Below are 16,525 nucleotides of genomic sequence, written 5' to 3'. Positions count from 1 at the left end.
GCGCCCCGGTCCGCGCCCGCCATGGGCCTCGGCGTCGGCGGCTCCATGCGCCAGGAGGTGTACCGCGACCAGCGGCCGCCGACGGACTGGGCCGAGCGGCCGGCGGGCCGGGTCTTCGTGCACCTGGTGACACCGCCCGAGTGGCACCGCATCACCGGCGAGGCGCCGCCGCCGTCCCCCGTGGACCGGGCCGCCTACACCCGGGCCGGCCTGCCCTGGTACGACTACTACGACCAGGACGCCCACGATCTCGCACCCACCGCACCGCTCCAGGACGTGAAGCCGGTCGGGGACTGGGTCGGCGACGACCACGAGCCCTGGCAGCCGCCCGCTCCCCATCAGGTCCAGCCGCTGGGGGACGCACCGGGCAAGCCGGTGCAGGACGGGGACTGGTAGCGGCGGGACCGGCACGGGAGGGCCGTATGAAGGGTGACGGATGGAGCAGGCGGCGCTTCGTCGGGCTGCTCGCCCGCACGGCCACCGCTACCGCGACCCTCCCCGCGGTAGCGGCATGCGGCAGCACGGGAGGGGCGCGGGCGCCGTCCGCGACGCCCACCGCGCCCCGGGCGAGCAGCGGTGCGTCGGGCAGGGAGCGGGGGTCCTCCGGCCCGCGCCCGCTCCTCCTGGGCACCTACACCTCCGCCGAGGGCGGCGGCAAGGGCATCGGGCTCGCCGCGTACGAACCCGGCACGGGCCGGATCACCGGCCGCGGGCTCCTCGCCGAGGTGGACGATCCCTCGTACCTGGCGGTGCATCCCGACGGCCGGACCCTGTACGCGGTCGACGAGCGCGAGGACGGGGCGGTGACCGCCGTCCGGCTGTCGGACCGCAGGGTGCTGGGCAGCCGGAGCACCGGCGGGGCGGCGCCCTGCCACCTGTCGGTGCACCCGGGCGGGCGCTGGCTGTTCAGCGCCAACTACGGCTCGGGCAGCATCGCCGTGCATCCGATCGACGCCTCGGGCGCGCCGGGCGAACGCACCCACCTGGTCACGCACTCCACTCCCCCGCCGGGCCCGGGCCAGCGGGGTCCGCACGCCCATCAGGTCGTCACCGCCCCGGACGGCGCCCACGTCCTCGCCGTGGACCTCGGCACGGACACCGTGTACACCTACCGCCTGGACGAGGGCGCCGGCACCCTCGCGGAGGTCGCGCGGGCGCGGACCCGGGCGGGCGCCGGACCCCGGCACCTCACCTTCCACCCGGGCGGACGCCACGCCTATCTGGCCAACGAACTCGACGACACCGTCACGGTCTGCGCGTACGACCCGGGGTCCGGGCGCCTGACCGTCGGCGAGCCACAGTCCACCGGGGCGGGACCGGACCAGGGGGCGGGCACCAACTACCCGGCGCAGATCCTGGTCACGGCCGACGGCGCGTACGCCTTTCTCGCCAACCGGGGGCACGACCGTCTGACGCGGTACGCGGTGGAGGCGGAGGGCGCCCGGCTCCGGCTGCTGGGGACGGTGCCGGTGGGCGGCGACTTCCCGCGGCAGATCGCCTTCTCCCCGGACGGGGGGCTGCTGTTCGCGGCCAACCAGCACTCCGGCACCGTGAGCGCCTTCCGGGTGAGCGCGGACGACGGCGGGCTGCACCCCGCGGGAGAGCCGTTCGCCTCACCCGTCGCCGTCTGTGCGCTGCCGCTGTAGGGCCCGCGGGCGGGAGGCGGCGCCCGCCTGGGCGAGCAGCACGTGCACCCGCTCCGTGAGCTGCGCGATCTCGTCGGCGGGCGCGTGGAACGGCAGGCGTACGTCGTCGTGGTCACGGATCCGTTCGATGCGCAGGGTCAGTCCGTGCCGGTCGACGGCGAGCGGCCGCACCCGGACCGCCGCGTGCAGACTGTCCGCGTCCACGAGCCGGGTCAGCCGCTGCACGGCGTCGCCGTGGCAGTCGGCGAGATGGGTCAGCAGCCGCGCCTCGGCCAGGGCCAGCGGATCGGGCGCGGCCGCGGCGAACTCGTCGACGTCGACCACCACGGTCCCGGACGGCCGCCGCAGCACCACACGGGTGGGCCAGAAGCCCAGGTGGTGGTCCTCCACGGCCAGCCGGCCGGCGAGCCAGAGCCGGGCCCTGATCCGCCCCCGCACCGGGACGGGCGCCACGTCGGCGAACTCCAGCACGGCGGACGGCTCCCCGCGGGGCGCGCACACCGCCGCGGCGAGCAGCGTGCTGTCCTCGGGGACGTGCAGGAGCACCCGGCCGTCGTCGGTCACGGAGTGCGCGCCGACGAACTCCTCCCGGCCGCCCTCCGCGGTCACCGCGCACGACCAGGCGGCGGCGAGCACCGAGCGGGCCTGCTCCGCCGCGGCGGGCGCGGCCGCCCACGTGTGGGGGTCACCCATCCCAACCTCCGTTCGGCAATTCATTAGGTAAGGCTCACCTAACCTATCGGAGTTCGGGGAGTGCGCCAACCACGACACCGACTCGACTCTCCCCCGGCGGGCGAACCGGACCCGCGGCCTCAGGGCGCGATGGCCCCCAGCAGCGCCCGTGCGCACAGGTCCCGCACCTGTTCACGGGCGGGCTCCGGGTCCCGCAGCCACTCCAGGCAGACCGCCGTGGTGAAGGCCAGCCAGCCGCGCACCGCCAGCCGTACGTCGCCCCGTCCCTCGAAGGCCGGGCCGAACTCCGGGTCGGCGGCGAGGGCGGCCAGGATCTGCCGTTCCTGCGCGGCGAGCGCCTTCCGGTAGACGCGGCGCACCGACCGGTCGCCGGCCGCGTCGGCGCGGTGGAAGGCGCGGTAGCCGTGCGCGTGGGCCCGCACGTACTCCAGGTAGGCGTCGAGGCCCGCGGTGAGTTGCTCACGGACCGGGACGCCGGGCACGGCCGCCGTCATCCGCAGCATGCGCTCGCTCTCGCGCTCGACGACCGCCGCGAAGAAGTCCCGTTTGTTCGGGAAGTAGTGGTACAGCAGCCCGCGGGAGACCCCGGCGATCTCGGCGACCTGCTCGATCCAGACCTCGTCGTACGGACTCTCCGAGAACAGGCGCGCCCCCACCGAGAGCAACTGCTCCCGGCGCTCGCCCGTGCTGAGCCGGCGGCGGGTGCGCTCGCCCTGGTTCGCGGCCATGCCCGCACCTTACTTGACGCCGGTTCAACAACGGGACGAGACTGGGCGCGTTATTGAACCCATGTACAACACGCTCGACTCGGCTCGTGCAACACGCCGCTGCGTCAAGGGAGATCTCGTCATGGCCCAGACAGTGAGGGAAACGGCCCGGGACGGACTGCCGAAGGGCTTCCGCGGCGCCGAGCTGGGCTGGCCCGAGCTGCACCGCATCCCGCACCCCCCGTACCGGCTGCCCCTGCTCGGTGACGTCGTGGGCGCGAGCAGGCGCACCCCGATGCAGGACTCGCTGCGGTACGCGCGGCGGCTGGGGCCGATATTCCGGCGGCGTGCCTTCGGCAAGGAGTTCGTGTTCGTGTGGGGCGCCTCGCTCGCCGCCGACCTGGCGGACGAGACGCGGTTCGCCAAGCACGTGGGCCTGGGCGTGGCCAACCTGCGGCCGGTGGCCGGGGACGGGCTGTTCACGGCGTACAACCACGAGCCCAACTGGCAGCTCGCGCACGACGTGCTGGCGCCCGGGTTCAGCCGCGAGGCCATGGCCGGGTACCACGTGATGATGCTGGACGTGGCCGCGCGGCTCACCGGCCAGTGGGACCTGGCCGAGGCGGCAGGGCGGACGGTGGACGTGCCGGGCGACATGACCAAGCTGACGCTGGAGACCATCGCGCGCACCGGTTTCGGGCACGACTTCGGCTCCTTCGAACGCCCCCGCCTCCACCCCTTCGTCACCGCCATGGTGGGCACGCTCGGCTACGCGCAGCGCCTCAACACGGTGCCCGCTCCGCTCGCCCCCTGGCTGCTGCGGGACGCCAGCCGCCGCAACGCCGCCGACATCGCGTACCTCAACCGCACGGTCGACGAGCTCGTCCGCGCCCGCCGGGCGGCCGGTGGCACCGGCGGCGGGAGCGGGAGCGGTACCGGCGACCTGCTCGACCGGATGCTGGCGACGGCGCACCCCGAGACCGGTGAGCGGCTGTCGCCCGAGAACGTCCGCCGGCAGGTCATCACGTTCCTGGTCGCCGGGCACGAGACGACCTCGGGCGCGCTCTCCTTCGCCCTGCACTACCTCGCGCGGCACCCCGAGATCGCGGCCCGGGCGCGTGCCGAGGTGGACCGGGTGTGGGGCGACACCGAGGCGCCCGGTTACGAGCAGGTGGCCCGACTGCGCTACGTGCGCCGGGTCCTGGACGAGTCGCTGCGACTGTGGCCGACCGCCCCCGGCTTCGCGCGGGAGGCCCGCGAGGACACGGTGCTCGGCGGCACGTACCCGATGCGGCGCGGGGCCTGGGCGCTGGTGCTCACGGGCATGCTGCACCGCGATCCCGAGGTGTGGGGCCCGGACGCCGAGCGGTTCGACCCGGACCGCTTCGACGCGAAGGCCGTGCGGGCGCGCGCCCCGCACACGTTCAAGCCGTTCGGAACGGGGGCACGGGCGTGCATCGGGCGGCAGTTCGCGCTGCACGAGGCCACACTGGTCCTCGGGCTGCTGCTGCGCCGCTACGACCTGCGGCCGGACCCCGGCTACCGGCTGCGGGTCACCGAGCGGCTGACGCTGATGCCCGAGGGGCTGCGCCTGCGCCTGGACCGGCGGGCCCCGGCGTCGCCCGCGCCCGCTGCCCGCACGGGCGACGCCGGAACAGCACGGGAGGAGGGCGCCGGGAACGCCGGTTCAGCGTCCCGCTGTCCAGTGCACCGGGCGGGTGAGTGAGTCCGGCAGCCTGGTGCCCGGGCCGCCCCTGGCCGCGTTGACCTGCGGCTGGGTCAGGAAGAAGGCGCCCGTCAGGTCGGCGTCGGTCAGGTCGGCGTCGCGCAGGTCCGCGCCGATCAGGTCGGCGCCCCGCAGATCGGCGCCGGTGAGGTCGGCGGCGATGAGGTAGGCCCCGCGCAGGTCGGCCCCCGCCAGGTCGGCGCCCTTCAGGCGGGCACCCATCAGGTCGGCGTTGCGGCGGTTCTTCCCCCGGCCGCGGGTACCGGCCCGGACCAGCTCGCTGGTGCGCAGCAGGAGCACGTTGACCCGCTGCCGGTGCGCGGCCACGTCGAGGGCGGCCAGCTCCTGCGGGGTTCCTCCGGCGAGGCGTTCGGTGTCGGCGAGGGCGCCGCGCAGGTCGGCGTGGACCGGACGGGCGGCGGGCAGGGCCAGTGCCTCGGTCAGGTACCGGAGCAGCTCGTGCAGTTGGCGGACGACCGGGAACACCTCGAACATGCGGCGGGACCGCTCCGGCGGGCCGGTGCGCCAGTCCCGGCCGCCGAAGGTGACCTGCGAGACCCGCTGTCCGGCGCCGAAGCAGTCGTAGACCGTGCAGCCGGTGAAGCCGCGCTCCCGCAGCGTCGCGTGGATGCCGCAGCGGTGGTCGGTGCGCAGGTTCGCGCAGGGGGTGCCGGCGTCCTTGTCGATCGCGAAGTCCGCCGAGCGGGCGAACGGCAGGGCCACGCAGCACAGGCCGAAGCAGCTCCCGCAGTCGGCGCGCAGTTCCGCACCGGCCCGGTCGTCCGCCCGGTCCGCCGTGTGTTCTCGCATGTCGTCGAGGATACGGGCCGTCGGCGCGGGGGCCCGAGGGCGGCCCCCGCGCCCCCGGTCAGCCCTCCAGCGCGGACAGGTCCAGACGGGCCAGCCGCTCCGGGTCGGACAGGATGTACAGACCCGTGATGAGACCGTCGGCGACGGTGACGTAGGTGACCGACCGCGGCTGCCCCTCGGACACGGCGACGGTACCGACCGCGTCGTTGACCAGGACGACGCGGGCGAGTGCGGCGAGGTGGCGGAAGTGGAACGCCCCGGTGGCGACCGTCCGCGCGCCCCGCACCACCTTGGAGGCCGCCACACCGCGGGCCAGCGCGCCGGCGTCGGCCCGCAGCACCACGTCCGGGTGCAGGACGGACACCAGGGCCTCGAAGTCACCGGCGCGGCTCGCGGCGAGGAACGCCTCGACCGCCCGGCGCTGCCGGCCGAGGTCCGGTTCGGCCGCGGGGGTCGCGTCGCGCACCCGGCGCCGGGCCCGGCTGGCGAGCTGCCGGGTGGCGGCCGGGGTGCGCTCGACGACCGGTGCGATGGCGTCGAAGGGCACGGCGAACATGTCGTGCAGGACGAACGCCAGCCGCTCGGCCGGTTCCAGGGTCTCCAGGACCACCAGCAGGGCGATGCCCACCGAGTCGGTGTGCAGGGCCTCCGCCTCCGGATCGGCCTGGGGCAGGGCCCGCAGCACGGGGTCCGGCACGAAGGAGTCGAAACCCTCGGTCATCGGCTCCTCGCGGCGCGCGGTGCGGGAGCGGAGCAGGTCCAGGCAGATCCGGCCGGTCACGGTGGTCAGCCAGGCGCCGAGGTTGTCGATGGCGTCCGTGTCGGACCGGTCGAGCCGCAGCCAGGCCTCCTGCACGGCGTCCTCCGCCTCGGCCAGCGAGCCGAGCATGCGGTAGGCCACCGCCCTCAGCTGCCCGCGGTGCTCCTCGAACCGCTCCGCGAGACGCCGCTGCCCCCGCGTGTCCCGCTCCCCGCGCACGTCCTGCTCCCCCGCCACGCCGCTACCGTCCGAAGACTTCGAAGGTCACCGCCGGCTTCCCGCCGAACCGCTCCCCGGCGGCCTGGGCGAAGCCGGTGAGGAACCCACGCACGTACGTCTCCGGGTCCTCCTCGGTCAGCACCTCGATGTACGTGCGGTGTTCGAGCAGTGAGCGCACCGCGCGCTCCAGACCCGGGGTGGCGTCCACGGCGTGGGTGGGCGAGGAGGAACCGGCGACCGCGACCCAGCGCACGCCGTTCCAGGGTTCGAGACCCTGCTCGGTCAGCTCCGGGAAGATCCACCGGTTGCCCGCGTCGGCGGCCGCGTCGAGCGTGGCGCGGCCGACGGCGACGTGGTCCGGGGTGTTCCACGCGACGCCGCCCCAGGTGTCCCGGTGGTTGAGGGTGATGACCAGCTCGGGCCGGTGCCGCCGGATCGCGGCGGCGATGTCGCGGCGCAGCGCGGTGCCGTACTCGATGACGCCGTCCCGGTGGTCGAGGAACTCCACCTCGCTCACCCCGACGACCGCGGCGCTCGCCCGCTGCTCGCGCTCGCGCAGCGGGGCGCACTCGTCGGGCGGCAGCGTGTCGATGCCCGCCTCGCCCCTGGTCGCCAGGACGTAGGCGACCTCGCGGCCCTGGTCGGTCCAGGCCGCGATCGCCGCCGAGCAGCCGTACTCCAGGTCGTCCGGGTGCGCCACCACGGCCAGGGCGCGGCTCCAGTCGCCGGGCATGGGCTCCAGTTGCGTGATCGTCGGCTCCGTCATGCCCGCACACTAACCCGCGCCGCCGGCATCCCACCCGGATTTCGGGCCCGGCCCCAGGTGTCCGGTCTCCGGCCGCTCAGGCCTCGTCGTGGGCGAGCGCGAGCAGCCGGTCCAGGACCCGGGGGCCGCCGGCCCGCACACCGTCGTGCTCGAACTCGTCGGTGACCCAGGTGCGCAGGCCCCGGATCGCGCGGGCGGTGGTCAGCGCGTGGGCGGTGTCGACGTACATGTCGTCGTGGTAGACGGCCGCGGCGGCCGGCACCTCGTTGGCGGCGAGGCGGGCGGGGTCGTACAGCGGGGTCCAGTCGGTGCGGGCGGCGAGCAGTTCGGCGGTCTCGCGCAGCGGGCGCAGCGCCGGGTCGCAGTCGAACATCCAGGGGTGGATCGACTCGCCGGTGAACAGCAGCGGTTCGTCGCCCGCGAGGGCCTTCGCGGCGTCGAAGCGCGGGAACTCGGCGCGGATGCGCTCGGCGGACCAGGCGGTGGGCCGGGCGTCCTGGCCGTAGATGACCTCGTGGATGAGGGCGTACAGCGGGTTGGCCGCGTAGGACAGCAGGCCCTGGGCCTGTTCCTGGAAGGCGTCGGAGAGTTCGTGTCCGTTCGGGGTGCGGACGAAGGCGTCCTCCAGGAGGAAGTGCAGCCGGTGGCTGCCCTCGCTGCCGCCGAGCAGGATGCCGAGGGACTGGAAGGCCTCCACGGTGAGGCGGTAGCCGTTCGGCAGGACCACGTCGTGGGTGAGGAGGTGGTCGGCGATGCGGCGGGCGCGCTCGATGTCCTGCGGGTAGCGGGCGTAGTGCGCGACGACCTTGCGCTCGATGCGGGGGTAGGCGGCCCGGTAGACGTCGTCCGCGTGGCCGTCCAGGGAGGGCAGGCCGCCGGTGATCAGGGCGGTGCTCAGTCCCTCGGGGGCCAGCGACAGGTAGGCGACGGTGCAGAAGCCGCCGAAGCTCTGGCCGAGGACGGTCCAGGGGGCGCCGCCGGTGACCTGGGGGCGGATGGCCTCGCAGTCGCGGACGATGGCGTCGGCGCGGAAGTGGGCGAGGTAGTCGGCCTGCTCGGCGGGGCCGCCGCGCAGCGGGAGCGTCTGGCGGTTGGCCGGGGTGGAGGCGCCGGTGCCGCGCTGGTCCAGGAGCAGGACGCGATAGTCCTTCAGGGCGCGGCCGAACCAGGCGGGACGGCCGATGAAACGGTTCGCCCCGAAGCCGGGGCCGCCCTGGAGGTAGACCAGCCAGGGCAGGTCCTTGTCGGCCTTGTCGCTCGCGACGGCCTCGCGGGCGTACAGCTCGATCGTCTCCCCGGTGGGGTCGGCGTGGTCGAGGGGCACGGTGAAACGGCGGTCGGTGAGGACGACGCCTGGCTGGCGGTAGCTGACGCTCAAGGGGTCTCCCGGGCGGACGGATCTGGCGGCCGATTCTTTCGGCCGCGTCCCAGTTCAGCACACCGTCCTGCGGCCGCCGACCCCCGGGATCATGAAATCCTGCTGACCGGCCGGTCAGCGGGCGGCGAGGCTGGAGCGCCGCACCACCAGCTCCGGCTGGAGGACGACCCGCCGGTGCGGGTGGGTCCGGTCGGTGCCCTCCAGCTCGGTCTCCTCCAGAAGCAGTTCGGCGGCCATGGCGCCCATGGTGACGGCGGGCTGGCGCACGGAGGTGAGCGGGACGGCCGCGGCGGCGGCGAACTCGATGTCGTCGTAGCCCACGATCGCGAGGTCGTCGGGGACGCCGACCCCGGCGGCGTACATGGCCTGCAGGACGCCGAGGGCGAGCAGGTCGTTGGCGCAGAAGACGGCGGTCGGCCGCTCGGCGAGGCCCAGCAGGCGGGCGCCGGCGTCGCGGCCCGCGGCGACGTCGAGGCGCTCGGTGGGCAGTTCGCGCAGCGCGCCGGGGCCGAGTCCGGCCTCGGCGAGCGCGGTGAGGGCGCCGGTGCGGCGGTCGCGCACCTGGTTGAGGCCGGGCGGGCCGCTGACGTAGGCGAGGGAACGGTGTCCGGCGTCCACGAGGTGGCGCACGGCCAGCGCGCCGCCCGCGACGTCGTCGACGGAGACCGAGCACTCGGTGGTGCCCTCGGCGACCCGGTCGACCAGCACGAAGGGGATGTGGTGGCGCCGGAAGCCCTCGATGTTGCGGCCGGTGGCGTCGGCGGGGGTGAGCAGGACGCCCCGGACCCGCTGCTCGGCGAAGAGCGAGAGGTACTCGGCCTCCTCGCCCGGGTTCTGGGCGCTGTTGCAGACCATGACGCCGAGCCCGGCCTCGCGGGCGGCACGCTCGGCACCGCGGGCGACGTCGACGAAGAACGGGTTGCCCATGTCCAGGACCAGGAGCCCCATGATGCGGCTGCGGCCGGCGCGCAGCTGACGCGCGGACTCGCTGCGGACGTAGCCCAGCCGGTCGATGGCGGACAGCACCCGCGCGCGGGTCTCGGTCGCGACGGTGTCGGGCCGGTTGATGACGTTGGAGACCGTGCCCACGGAAACTCCGGCGGCGCGGGCGACGTCCTTGATACCCACGGAATGGGCCATCGGGCAGGGACCTCCGAGGTCGTACTGGGTATGGGGTGGCGGCCGCGGGACCTTCCCACAGTACCCGGGCCGCCCCGACGAGATCCCCGTCAGGCGAGGTGGAACACCTCGGTGAGGGGCTTCATCGCCTCGTCGGGGCGGGCCCCGTCGAGGGACTCGAACAGCGGGCCCATCTCCGCCTGCCAGCGGGCGTTGACCTCGGTGGCCTCCATCCCGGCCTGGGCGGCGGCGAAGTCCTCGGTCTCCAGGTAGCCGACGAGCAGGCCGTCGTCACGCAGGAAGAGCGAGTAGTTGTGCCAGCCGGTGGCGGAGAGTGCCTCGCACATCTCCGGCCACACGGCGGCGTGGCGTTCGCGGTACTCCGCGATGCGGTCCCGGCGGACCTTGAGCAGGAAACAGACGCGCTGCATGGACTGCCGCTCCCGTACGAGGGTGGTGACTAGAAGTTGAACTGGTCGACGTTGTCGGCGGTGAACACGGTCGGCTTGCCGAGGTTGATCACACCGTCCTTGCCGATGGTGTACTCGCCCAGGGCGCCGGCCTTGAAGGTCTCGCCCTCCTTGCCGGTGATCTGCCCGGAGGACAGGGCGACGGCGGTGCGGGCGGCGAGTTCGCCGAGCTTGGCCGGGTCCCACAGCTCGAACGCCTCGACGGTGCCGTTCTTGACGTACTTGCGCATGTCGTTGGGGGTGCCGAGGCCGGTCAGCTTGACCTTGCCCTTGTACTTGGAGCCGGACAGGTACTGGGCGGCGGCCTTGATGCCGACGGTGGTCGGGGAGATGATCCCCTTCAGGTTCGGGTGCTCCTGGAGCAGGCCCTGGGTCTGCTGGAAGGACTTCTGGGCGTCGTCGTCGCCGTAGGCGACCGTGACCAGCTTGATGTCCTTGTACTTCGGGTCCTTCAGCTCGTCCTTCATGATCTCGATCCAGGCGTTCTGGTTCGTCGCGGTCTGCGCGGCGGACAGGATCGCGATCTCGCCCTTGTTGCCGATCTGCTCGGCCAGCTGCTGCACCTGGGTGCGGCCGATGTCGTCGGCGGACGCCTGGGAGATGAAGGCGTTGCGGCACTCGGGGTTGGTGTCCGAGTCGTAGGTGACGACCTTGATGTCGTTCTTCATCGCCTGCTTGAGCGCGGTGCACAGGGCGCCCGGGTCCTGCGCGGAGACGGCGATGGCGTCGACCTGCTGCTGGGTGAGCGTGTTGACGTAGGAGACCTGGCCGGCGGTGTCGGTGCCGCTGGAGGTGCCGACCTCCTTGTAGCTGGAGCCCAGCTCCTTGACGGCCTTCTCACCGCCCTTGTCGGCGACGGTGAAGTAGGGGTTGTTCACCTGCTTGGGCAGGAAGCCGACGGTCAGTCCCTTCTTCGTCGCGGCGTTCGGGTCGGCCTTGCCCGCCGCGGCGGCCTTGCCGCCCTCGTCCTTGACGTCCTCCTTCGTGGTGCCGCCGCAGGCGGTGGCGGCCAGGGCGAGGGAGGTGACGGCGGCGAGGGCCGCGCAGGTACGGCGGATGGACGACTTGCGCATGGTGGGTTCCTTACGAGGGTGGACGGAGCCGATGACGGGGTTACGGGGTGGGCGCGGGCGCCTTGGACGGGGGCGTCGGTGCCGCCCTGCGTCCGGCCCTCGCGAGGGAGATCTGCCGTGCGACCCGGGGGCCGAGCACGGAGAGCACGAGCAGGACGCCGGTGACGACGATCTGCGACTGCGCGGAGACGTCCTGGAGGCTCATCACGTTCTGCAGCGCGCCGAGCAGGAACACGCCCGCGATCGCCCCGCCGAGCGTGCCCTTGCCGCCGTCGAAGTCGATGCCGCCCAGGAGGACGGCGGCGACGACGGACAGTTCGAGGCCGGTGGCGTTGTCGTAGCGGGCGCTGGCGTAGTGCAGGGCCCAGAAGACGCCGGTGAGGGACGACATCAGGCCGGTCAGCGTGAACAGGATCAGCTTCTGCCGCTTGACCCGGATGCCGGCGAAGCGCGCGGCCTCCTCGTTGGCGCCGATGGCGAACAGCGACCGGCCGAACGGCATGGCGTGCAGGGCGACGACGGCGATGGCCAGCAGCACCAGGAAGGGCAGGAAGGCGTACGGCAGGAAGGTGTCGCCGATGCGTCCGGCCGCGAAGTCCAGGTACTGCGAGGGGAAGTCGGTCACCGCGTCGGAGCCGAGCACGATCTGCGCGATGCCCCGGTAGGCGGCCATGGTGCCGATGGTGACGGCGAGGGACGGCAGCCCCAGCCGGGTGACCAGCAGGCCGTTGACCAGACCGCACATCACGCCGAGCAGCAGGCAGACCGGGATGATCGCCTCGATGGTCATGCCCTGGTTCCACAGGGCGCCCATCACCGCGCCGGACAGGCCCGCGGTGGAGGCCACCGACAGGTCGATCTCCCCGGAGACGACCAGCAGCGTCATGGGCAGGGCGATGAGCGCGATCGGCAGGGTGTTGCCGATCAGGAAGGACAGGTTGAGGGCGTTGCCGAAGCCGTCGACGAAGCCGAAGGAGAGCAGCAGGACGACCACGAGGAGGGCGCCGACGGCCCCGTCCCACCTCAAGGAGGCGGACCGGCGGACGGCGCGCGTCGGGGAACTGTCAGCCATGGCGGGCGTTCCTCTTCTTCAGGGCGTCGGCCACGCGCAGCGCGACGATCCGGTCGACGGCGATGGCCAGGATGAGCAGGATGCCGTTGATGGCCAGCACCCACACCGAGCTGACGCCGAGGGCGGGCAGCACGCTGTTGACCGAGGTCAGCAGCAGTGCGCCGAGGGCGGCGCCGTAGACGCTGCCGGAGCCGCCGGTGAAGACCACGCCGCCGACCACCACGGCGCTGACGACGGTCAGTTCGTAGCCGTTGCCGGTGCCGGAGTCGACGTTGCCGAACCGGGCGAGGTAGAGGGCGCCGGCGAGTCCGGCGAGGGCGCCGCAGAAGGTGTAGGCGGCGAGGATGCGCTTGCGCACGGGGATGCCGGCCAGCCGGGCGGCCTCCGGGTTGGAGCCGAGCGCGTACAGCTCGCGTCCGCTGCCGAAGTGCTTGAGGTAGTACGCCGTGGCGACGAGCACCGCGAGGGCGATCATGGCCAGCCAGGGCACGGCGGAGACGCCGCCGGAGCCGAAGTCGACGAAGCCGCCGGATAGGTCGGCCGCGGTGATCTGGCGGGAGCCGACCCAGATGGAGTCGATGCCGCGGATGATGTAGAGGGTGCCGAGGGTGACGACCAGGGCGGGCACCTGGCCGAGGCTGACCAGCAGGCCGTTGAGGAGGCCGAAGCCGATGCCCAGCAGCACCGCGAGCAGCACGGCCACGACGGGGTTGCCGCCGCCCTGGAGGTAGGTGCCGGCGGCGAAGGCGCTGATGCCGAGGGTGGAGCCGACGGACAGGTCGACGTTGCGGGTGATGACGACCAGCGACTGGCCGGTGGCGACCAGGACCAGGATGGTCGCGTTCAGCAGCAGGTCCTTGATGCCCTGTTCGGACAGGAACTCGCTGTTGCCGGCCTGGGTGACGGCGATCATCACCAGGAAGACCAGCAGGATGGCCAGTTCGCGCATCTTGAAGATGCGGTCCACCAGCCGGGTGGCCCCGGCCTCGGGCACGTCGGCCACGGGGGCCTGGTCGGGTGCGGCGACCGTCATGCGGCGGCCCTCCCCGTGGCTGCGGCCATCACGGTCTCCTCGGTGGCGTCGGTGCGGGATATCTCGGCGGTCAGACGTCCCTCGTGCATCACCAGGACGCGGTCGGCCATGCCGAGCACCTCGGGCAGGTCGGAGGAGATCATCAGGACGGCCACGCCGTCGGCCGCGAGTTGGCTCAGCAGCCGGTGCACCTCGGCCTTGGTGCCGACGTCGATGCCGCGGGTGGGCTCGTCGACGATCAGCACCTTGGGGCCGGTGGCCAGCCACTTGGCGAGGACGACCTTCTGCTGGTTGCCGCCGGACAGGGTGGCGACGGTGTCGGCGATGCGGGCGTACTTGACCTGGAGCTTGACCGCCCAGTCGAGGGAGCGGCTGCGTTCGGCGCCGCGGTCCACGAGCCCGGCCTTCACGGTCGTCCGCAGGCCGGTGAGGCCGATGTTGCGTTCGATGGACATGTCCATCACCAGGCCCTGGGCGCGGCGGTCCTCCGGGACCAGGGCGAGGCCGGCGGCCATCGCGGTGGAGGGGGCGCCGTTGACGAGCGGCTTGCCGTCGACCTCGACCTCCCCGGCGTCCCAGCGGTCGACGCCGAAGACGGCGCGGGCGACCTCGGTGCGTCCGGCGCCGACCAGTCCGGCCAGCGCGACGATCTCACCGCGCCGCACCTCGAAGGAGACGTCGGTGAAGACGCCCTCGCGGGTCAGCCTGCGCACGCTGAGGGCCGTCTCGCCGGGCGTGACCTCCTGCTTGGGGTACAGCTCGTCGAGGTCGCGGCCGACCATGCGGCGCACCAGGTCGTCCTCGGTCATGCCCGCCAGGGGCTCGCCGGCGATCCGGGCGCCGTCGCGCAGGGTGGTCACCCGTTCGCAGATGCGGAAGATCTCCTCCAGGCGGTGGGAGATGAACAGCACCGCGGCGCCCTGTTCGCGCAGGGTGCGCACCACGCCGAAGAGCCGGGCCACCTCGCTGCCGGTGAGGGCGGCGGTCGGCTCGTCCATGATCAGCACGCGGGCGTCGAAGGAGAGCGCCTTGGCGATCTCGACGATCTGCTGGTCCGCGATGGACAGGCCGCGTGCGGGCCGGTCGGGGTCGAGTTCGACGCCGAGGCGCCGCATCAGTTCGGCGGTGGCGGCACGGGTGGCCTTGTGGTCGATGCGGCCCAGGGCGCGGCGCGGCCGGCGGCCCATGAAGATGTTCTCGGCGATCGACAGGTCGGGGAAGAGGGTGGGCTCCTGGTAGATCACGGCGATGCCGGCGTCCCGGGCGTCGCCGGGGCCGTGGAACACGACCGGCGCGCCGTCGAGCAGCACCTGGCCGGCGTCCGGCCGGTGCACTCCGGCCAGCGTCTTGATGAGGGTCGACTTTCCGGCGCCGTTCTCGCCGGCGAGGGCGTGCACCTCGCCGGGGAACAGCTCCAGGGAGACGTCCCTGAGCGCACGGACCGCGCCGAAGGACTTGGAGACGTCCCTGAGCGCCAGAACCGGGGCCGTACCCGTGTCGGACGGGTGGGTCATTGGGGGCTCCTCGACGGCGCCGGACGGGACGGCCCTCACGGCGTCGTGAAAGGTTTCAACTTGGTTGCCGGGGACGTTAGGCAGCGGGGGTATGTCACGTCAATGGTTCCGGGTCGAAAAACTTTCGATAATTGAAGGTCACGACCGAGTCACAGCGAGCCGGAGCGGCCGGAAGGGTTGACACCCCTTCGGGCGGCTCATAACTTCGCCTACTGAATCGTTTCACAGACTGGTCGTGGGCGCAGCGGACCACGACCCGATGCCACAGGAGCCCCGAAGTGACCGAGCTCGCCGCGGTGAAGGCCGCGCTCAGGACCCAGGCCGTCGAGACGCCGTCGTGGGCGTACGGCAACTCGGGCACCCGTTTCAAGGTGTTCGCCCAGGCCGGTGTCCCGCGCGACCCGTTCGAGAAACTGGACGACGCGGCGAAGGTGCACGAGTTCACCGGCGCGGCTCCGACCGTGGCCCTGCACATCCCCTGGGACAGGGTCGAGGACTACGCCGCGCTGGCCGCGCACGCCGAGAAGCGGGGCGTACGGATCGGCGCGATCAATTCCAACACCTTCCAGGACGACGACTACAAGCTGGGCAGCATCTGCCACCCGGACGCGGCGGTGCGCAGGAAGGCCGTCGACCACCTGCTGGAGTGCGTCGACATCATGGACGCCACCGGGTCGCGCGACCTGAAACTGTGGTTCGCCGACGGCACCAACTACCCCGGCCAGGACGACATCCGGTCCCGGCAGGACCGGCTGGCCGAGGGCCTGGCCGAGGTGTACGAGCGGCTCGGCGAGGGGCAGCGGATGCTGCTCGAGTACAAGCTCTTCGAGCCGGCGTTCTACACGACGGACGTGCCGGACTGGGGCACGGCGTACGCGCACTGTCTGAAGCTGGGCGAGAAGGCGCAGGTGGTGGTCGACACCGGGCACCACGCGCCGGGCACGAACATCGAGTTCATCGTGGCGACGCTGCTGCGGGAGGGGAAGCTCGGCGGGTTCGACTTCAACTCGCGCTTCTACGCCGATGACGACCTGATGGCGGGTGCCGCCGACCCGTTCCAGCTGTTCCGCATCATGTACGAGGTGGTGCGCGGGGGCGGGTTCACCTCCGACGTGGCGTTCATGCTCGACCAGTGCCACAACATCGAGGCGAAGATCCCGGCCATCATCCGGTCGGTGATGAATGTGCAGGAGGCCACGGCGAAGGCGCTGCTGGTCGACGGTGCGGCGCTGGCCGCCGCGCAGGGCTCGGGGGATGTGCTGGAGGCCAACGCCGTGCTGATGGACGCGTATGACACGGACGTGCGTCCGATTCTTCGGGAGGTGCGGGAGGAAATGGGCCTGGAGCCCGACCCTCTCAAGGCGTACCGGGCGTCCGGTTGGGGCGAGAAGGTCGTTGCCGAGCGGGTTGGTGGCACGCAGGCCGGGTGGGGGGCGTGAGCATCTGCGTGGTTCCTGTGGTCCGCGGACCGCGGGCTGTTCGTGGTTGATCGCGCGGTTCCCCGCGCCCCTGGAAGTCGACCCTCGTTCGAGAAGGACT

15 protein-coding genes and 1 pseudogene are annotated in these 16,525 nt (G+C 72.9%); 4 read left to right on the top strand and 12 right to left on the bottom strand.

Annotated features, from left to right (window positions below; genetic code table 11):
• Together BZZ08_RS19285 and BZZ08_RS19280 are read left to right on the top strand one after the other, a co-directional pair.
• Positions 1-396: pseudogene (locus BZZ08_RS19285) on the top strand (hypothetical protein); the annotation flags it as partial.
• Positions 397-422: 26 nt separating this feature from the next.
• Positions 423-1,646, top strand: a complete 1,224-nt coding sequence (locus tag BZZ08_RS19280; protein WP_104633499.1) for a lactonase family protein — start codon at positions 423-425, stop codon at positions 1,644-1,646.
• Here BZZ08_RS19280 and BZZ08_RS19275 read toward each other — a convergent pair.
• Both BZZ08_RS19275 and BZZ08_RS19270 read right to left on the bottom strand, forming a co-directional pair.
• Complete coding sequence (locus BZZ08_RS19275; protein ID WP_104633498.1) at positions 1,614-2,339, bottom strand: DUF2470 domain-containing protein; 726 nt, start codon at positions 2,337-2,339, stop codon at positions 1,614-1,616. The genes BZZ08_RS19280 and BZZ08_RS19275 overlap by 33 nt on opposite strands.
• A 119-nt stretch (positions 2,340-2,458) precedes the next feature.
• Positions 2,459-3,067 (bottom strand): TetR/AcrR family transcriptional regulator, encoded by a 609-nt coding sequence (locus BZZ08_RS19270; RefSeq protein WP_104633497.1) that lies wholly within the window; start codon positions 3,065-3,067, stop codon positions 2,459-2,461.
• Between the two features lie 121 nt (positions 3,068-3,188).
• On the opposite strand from BZZ08_RS19270, the gene BZZ08_RS19265 reads away from it, so the two are divergent.
• Positions 3,189-4,772, top strand: coding sequence for a cytochrome P450 (locus tag BZZ08_RS19265; protein ID WP_104633496.1), 1,584 nt, complete (start codon positions 3,189-3,191; stop codon positions 4,770-4,772).
• Here BZZ08_RS19265 and BZZ08_RS19260 read toward each other — a convergent pair.
• The 10 genes from BZZ08_RS19260 to BZZ08_RS19215 all read right to left on the bottom strand — a co-directional run bounded on the left by BZZ08_RS19260 (position 4,734) and on the right by BZZ08_RS19215 (position 14,986).
• A complete protein-coding gene (locus BZZ08_RS19260; RefSeq protein ID WP_104633495.1) occupies positions 4,734-5,582 on the bottom strand; it encodes a pentapeptide repeat-containing protein in 849 nt (282 codons plus the stop codon). The two genes, BZZ08_RS19265 and BZZ08_RS19260, sit on opposite strands and share 39 nt — an antisense overlap.
• A gap of 58 nt (positions 5,583-5,640) precedes the next feature.
• Positions 5,641-6,579, bottom strand: coding sequence for a sigma-70 family RNA polymerase sigma factor (locus tag BZZ08_RS19255; RefSeq protein ID WP_104633494.1), 939 nt, complete (start codon positions 6,577-6,579; stop codon positions 5,641-5,643).
• 4 nt (positions 6,580-6,583) lie between these two features.
• Positions 6,584-7,327, bottom strand: a complete 744-nt coding sequence (locus tag BZZ08_RS19250) for a PIG-L deacetylase family protein (protein ID WP_104633493.1) — start codon at positions 7,325-7,327, stop codon at positions 6,584-6,586.
• 76 nt (positions 7,328-7,403) lie between these two features.
• Positions 7,404-8,705, bottom strand: a complete 1,302-nt coding sequence (locus BZZ08_RS19245; protein ID WP_104633492.1) for an alpha/beta fold hydrolase — start codon at positions 8,703-8,705, stop codon at positions 7,404-7,406.
• Between the two features lie 114 nt (positions 8,706-8,819).
• A complete protein-coding gene (locus BZZ08_RS19240; protein WP_104633491.1) occupies positions 8,820-9,845 on the bottom strand; it encodes a LacI family DNA-binding transcriptional regulator in 1,026 nt (341 codons plus the stop codon).
• Between the two features lie 89 nt (positions 9,846-9,934).
• The gene (locus BZZ08_RS19235) at positions 9,935-10,255 is read right to left on the bottom strand and encodes an L-rhamnose mutarotase (RefSeq protein ID WP_104633490.1); all 321 of its coding nucleotides are present in this window, start codon (positions 10,253-10,255) and stop codon (positions 9,935-9,937) included.
• Between the two features lie 29 nt (positions 10,256-10,284).
• Positions 10,285-11,367: a rhamnose ABC transporter substrate-binding protein gene (gene rhaS / locus BZZ08_RS19230; protein ID WP_104633489.1), complete on the bottom strand. Its 1,083-nt coding sequence runs from the start codon at positions 11,365-11,367 to the stop codon at positions 10,285-10,287.
• 40 nt (positions 11,368-11,407) lie between these two features.
• Entirely contained in the window at positions 11,408-12,439 is a 1,032-nt protein-coding gene (locus BZZ08_RS19225) for an ABC transporter permease (protein WP_104633488.1), read from the bottom strand.
• Entirely contained in the window at positions 12,432-13,472 is a 1,041-nt protein-coding gene (locus tag BZZ08_RS19220) for an ABC transporter permease (RefSeq protein ID WP_104633487.1), read from the bottom strand. Before BZZ08_RS19220 ends, BZZ08_RS19225 begins: the two co-directional genes overlap by 8 nt.
• Positions 13,469-14,986 carry a sugar ABC transporter ATP-binding protein gene (locus BZZ08_RS19215; protein WP_104633486.1) on the bottom strand — a complete coding sequence of 506 codons (1,518 nt, stop codon included), beginning with the start codon at positions 14,984-14,986 and terminating at the stop codon, positions 13,469-13,471. The genes BZZ08_RS19220 and BZZ08_RS19215 overlap by 4 nt, the downstream gene beginning before the upstream one ends.
• A 278-nt stretch (positions 14,987-15,264) precedes the next feature.
• On the opposite strand from BZZ08_RS19215, the gene rhaI reads away from it, so the two are divergent.
• Positions 15,265-16,425 (top strand): L-rhamnose isomerase, encoded by a 1,161-nt coding sequence (rhaI, locus tag BZZ08_RS19210; RefSeq protein WP_104633485.1) that lies wholly within the window; start codon positions 15,265-15,267, stop codon positions 16,423-16,425.
• Positions 16,426-16,525: the final 100 nt, after the last annotated feature.

Origin of the sequence: Streptomyces sp. MH60, assembly GCF_002939385.1 — a bacterium.
Classification (GTDB): Bacteria; Actinomycetota; Actinomycetes; order Streptomycetales; family Streptomycetaceae; genus Streptomyces.
Note: the sequence above shows the minus strand (reverse complement) of the source record. Positions and strands in the feature narration are given on the sequence as shown.

What these genes read in the sequence shown, in the direction of transcription:
- BZZ08_RS19280 (WP_104633499.1), top strand. Translation starts at nt 423, where the DNA reads ATGAAGGGTGACGGATGGAGCAGGCGGCGCTTCGTCGGGCTGCTCGCC.
- BZZ08_RS19270 (WP_104633497.1), bottom strand. Translation starts at nt 3,067, where the DNA reads ATGGCCGCGAACCAGGGCGAGCGCACCCGCCGCCGGCTCAGCACGGGC.
- BZZ08_RS19265 (WP_104633496.1), top strand. Translation starts at nt 3,189, where the DNA reads ATGGCCCAGACAGTGAGGGAAACGGCCCGGGACGGACTGCCGAAGGGC.
- BZZ08_RS19250 (WP_104633493.1), bottom strand. Translation starts at nt 7,327, where the DNA reads ATGACGGAGCCGACGATCACGCAACTGGAGCCCATGCCCGGCGACTGG.
- BZZ08_RS19235 (WP_104633490.1), bottom strand. Translation starts at nt 10,255, where the DNA reads ATGCAGCGCGTCTGTTTCCTGCTCAAGGTCCGCCGGGACCGCATCGCG.
- rhaS (WP_104633489.1), bottom strand. Translation starts at nt 11,367, where the DNA reads ATGCGCAAGTCGTCCATCCGCCGTACCTGCGCGGCCCTCGCCGCCGTC.
- BZZ08_RS19260 (WP_104633495.1), bottom strand. Translation starts at nt 5,582, where the DNA reads ATGCGAGAACACACGGCGGACCGGGCGGACGACCGGGCCGGTGCGGAA.
- BZZ08_RS19275 (WP_104633498.1), bottom strand. Translation starts at nt 2,339, where the DNA reads ATGGGTGACCCCCACACGTGGGCGGCCGCGCCCGCCGCGGCGGAGCAG.
- BZZ08_RS19240 (WP_104633491.1), bottom strand. Translation starts at nt 9,845, where the DNA reads ATGGCCCATTCCGTGGGTATCAAGGACGTCGCCCGCGCCGCCGGAGTT.
- BZZ08_RS19220 (WP_104633487.1), bottom strand. Translation starts at nt 13,472, where the DNA reads ATGACGGTCGCCGCACCCGACCAGGCCCCCGTGGCCGACGTGCCCGAG.
- BZZ08_RS19225 (WP_104633488.1), bottom strand. Translation starts at nt 12,439, where the DNA reads ATGGCTGACAGTTCCCCGACGCGCGCCGTCCGCCGGTCCGCCTCCTTG.
- BZZ08_RS19215 (WP_104633486.1), bottom strand. Translation starts at nt 14,986, where the DNA reads ATGACCCACCCGTCCGACACGGGTACGGCCCCGGTTCTGGCGCTCAGG.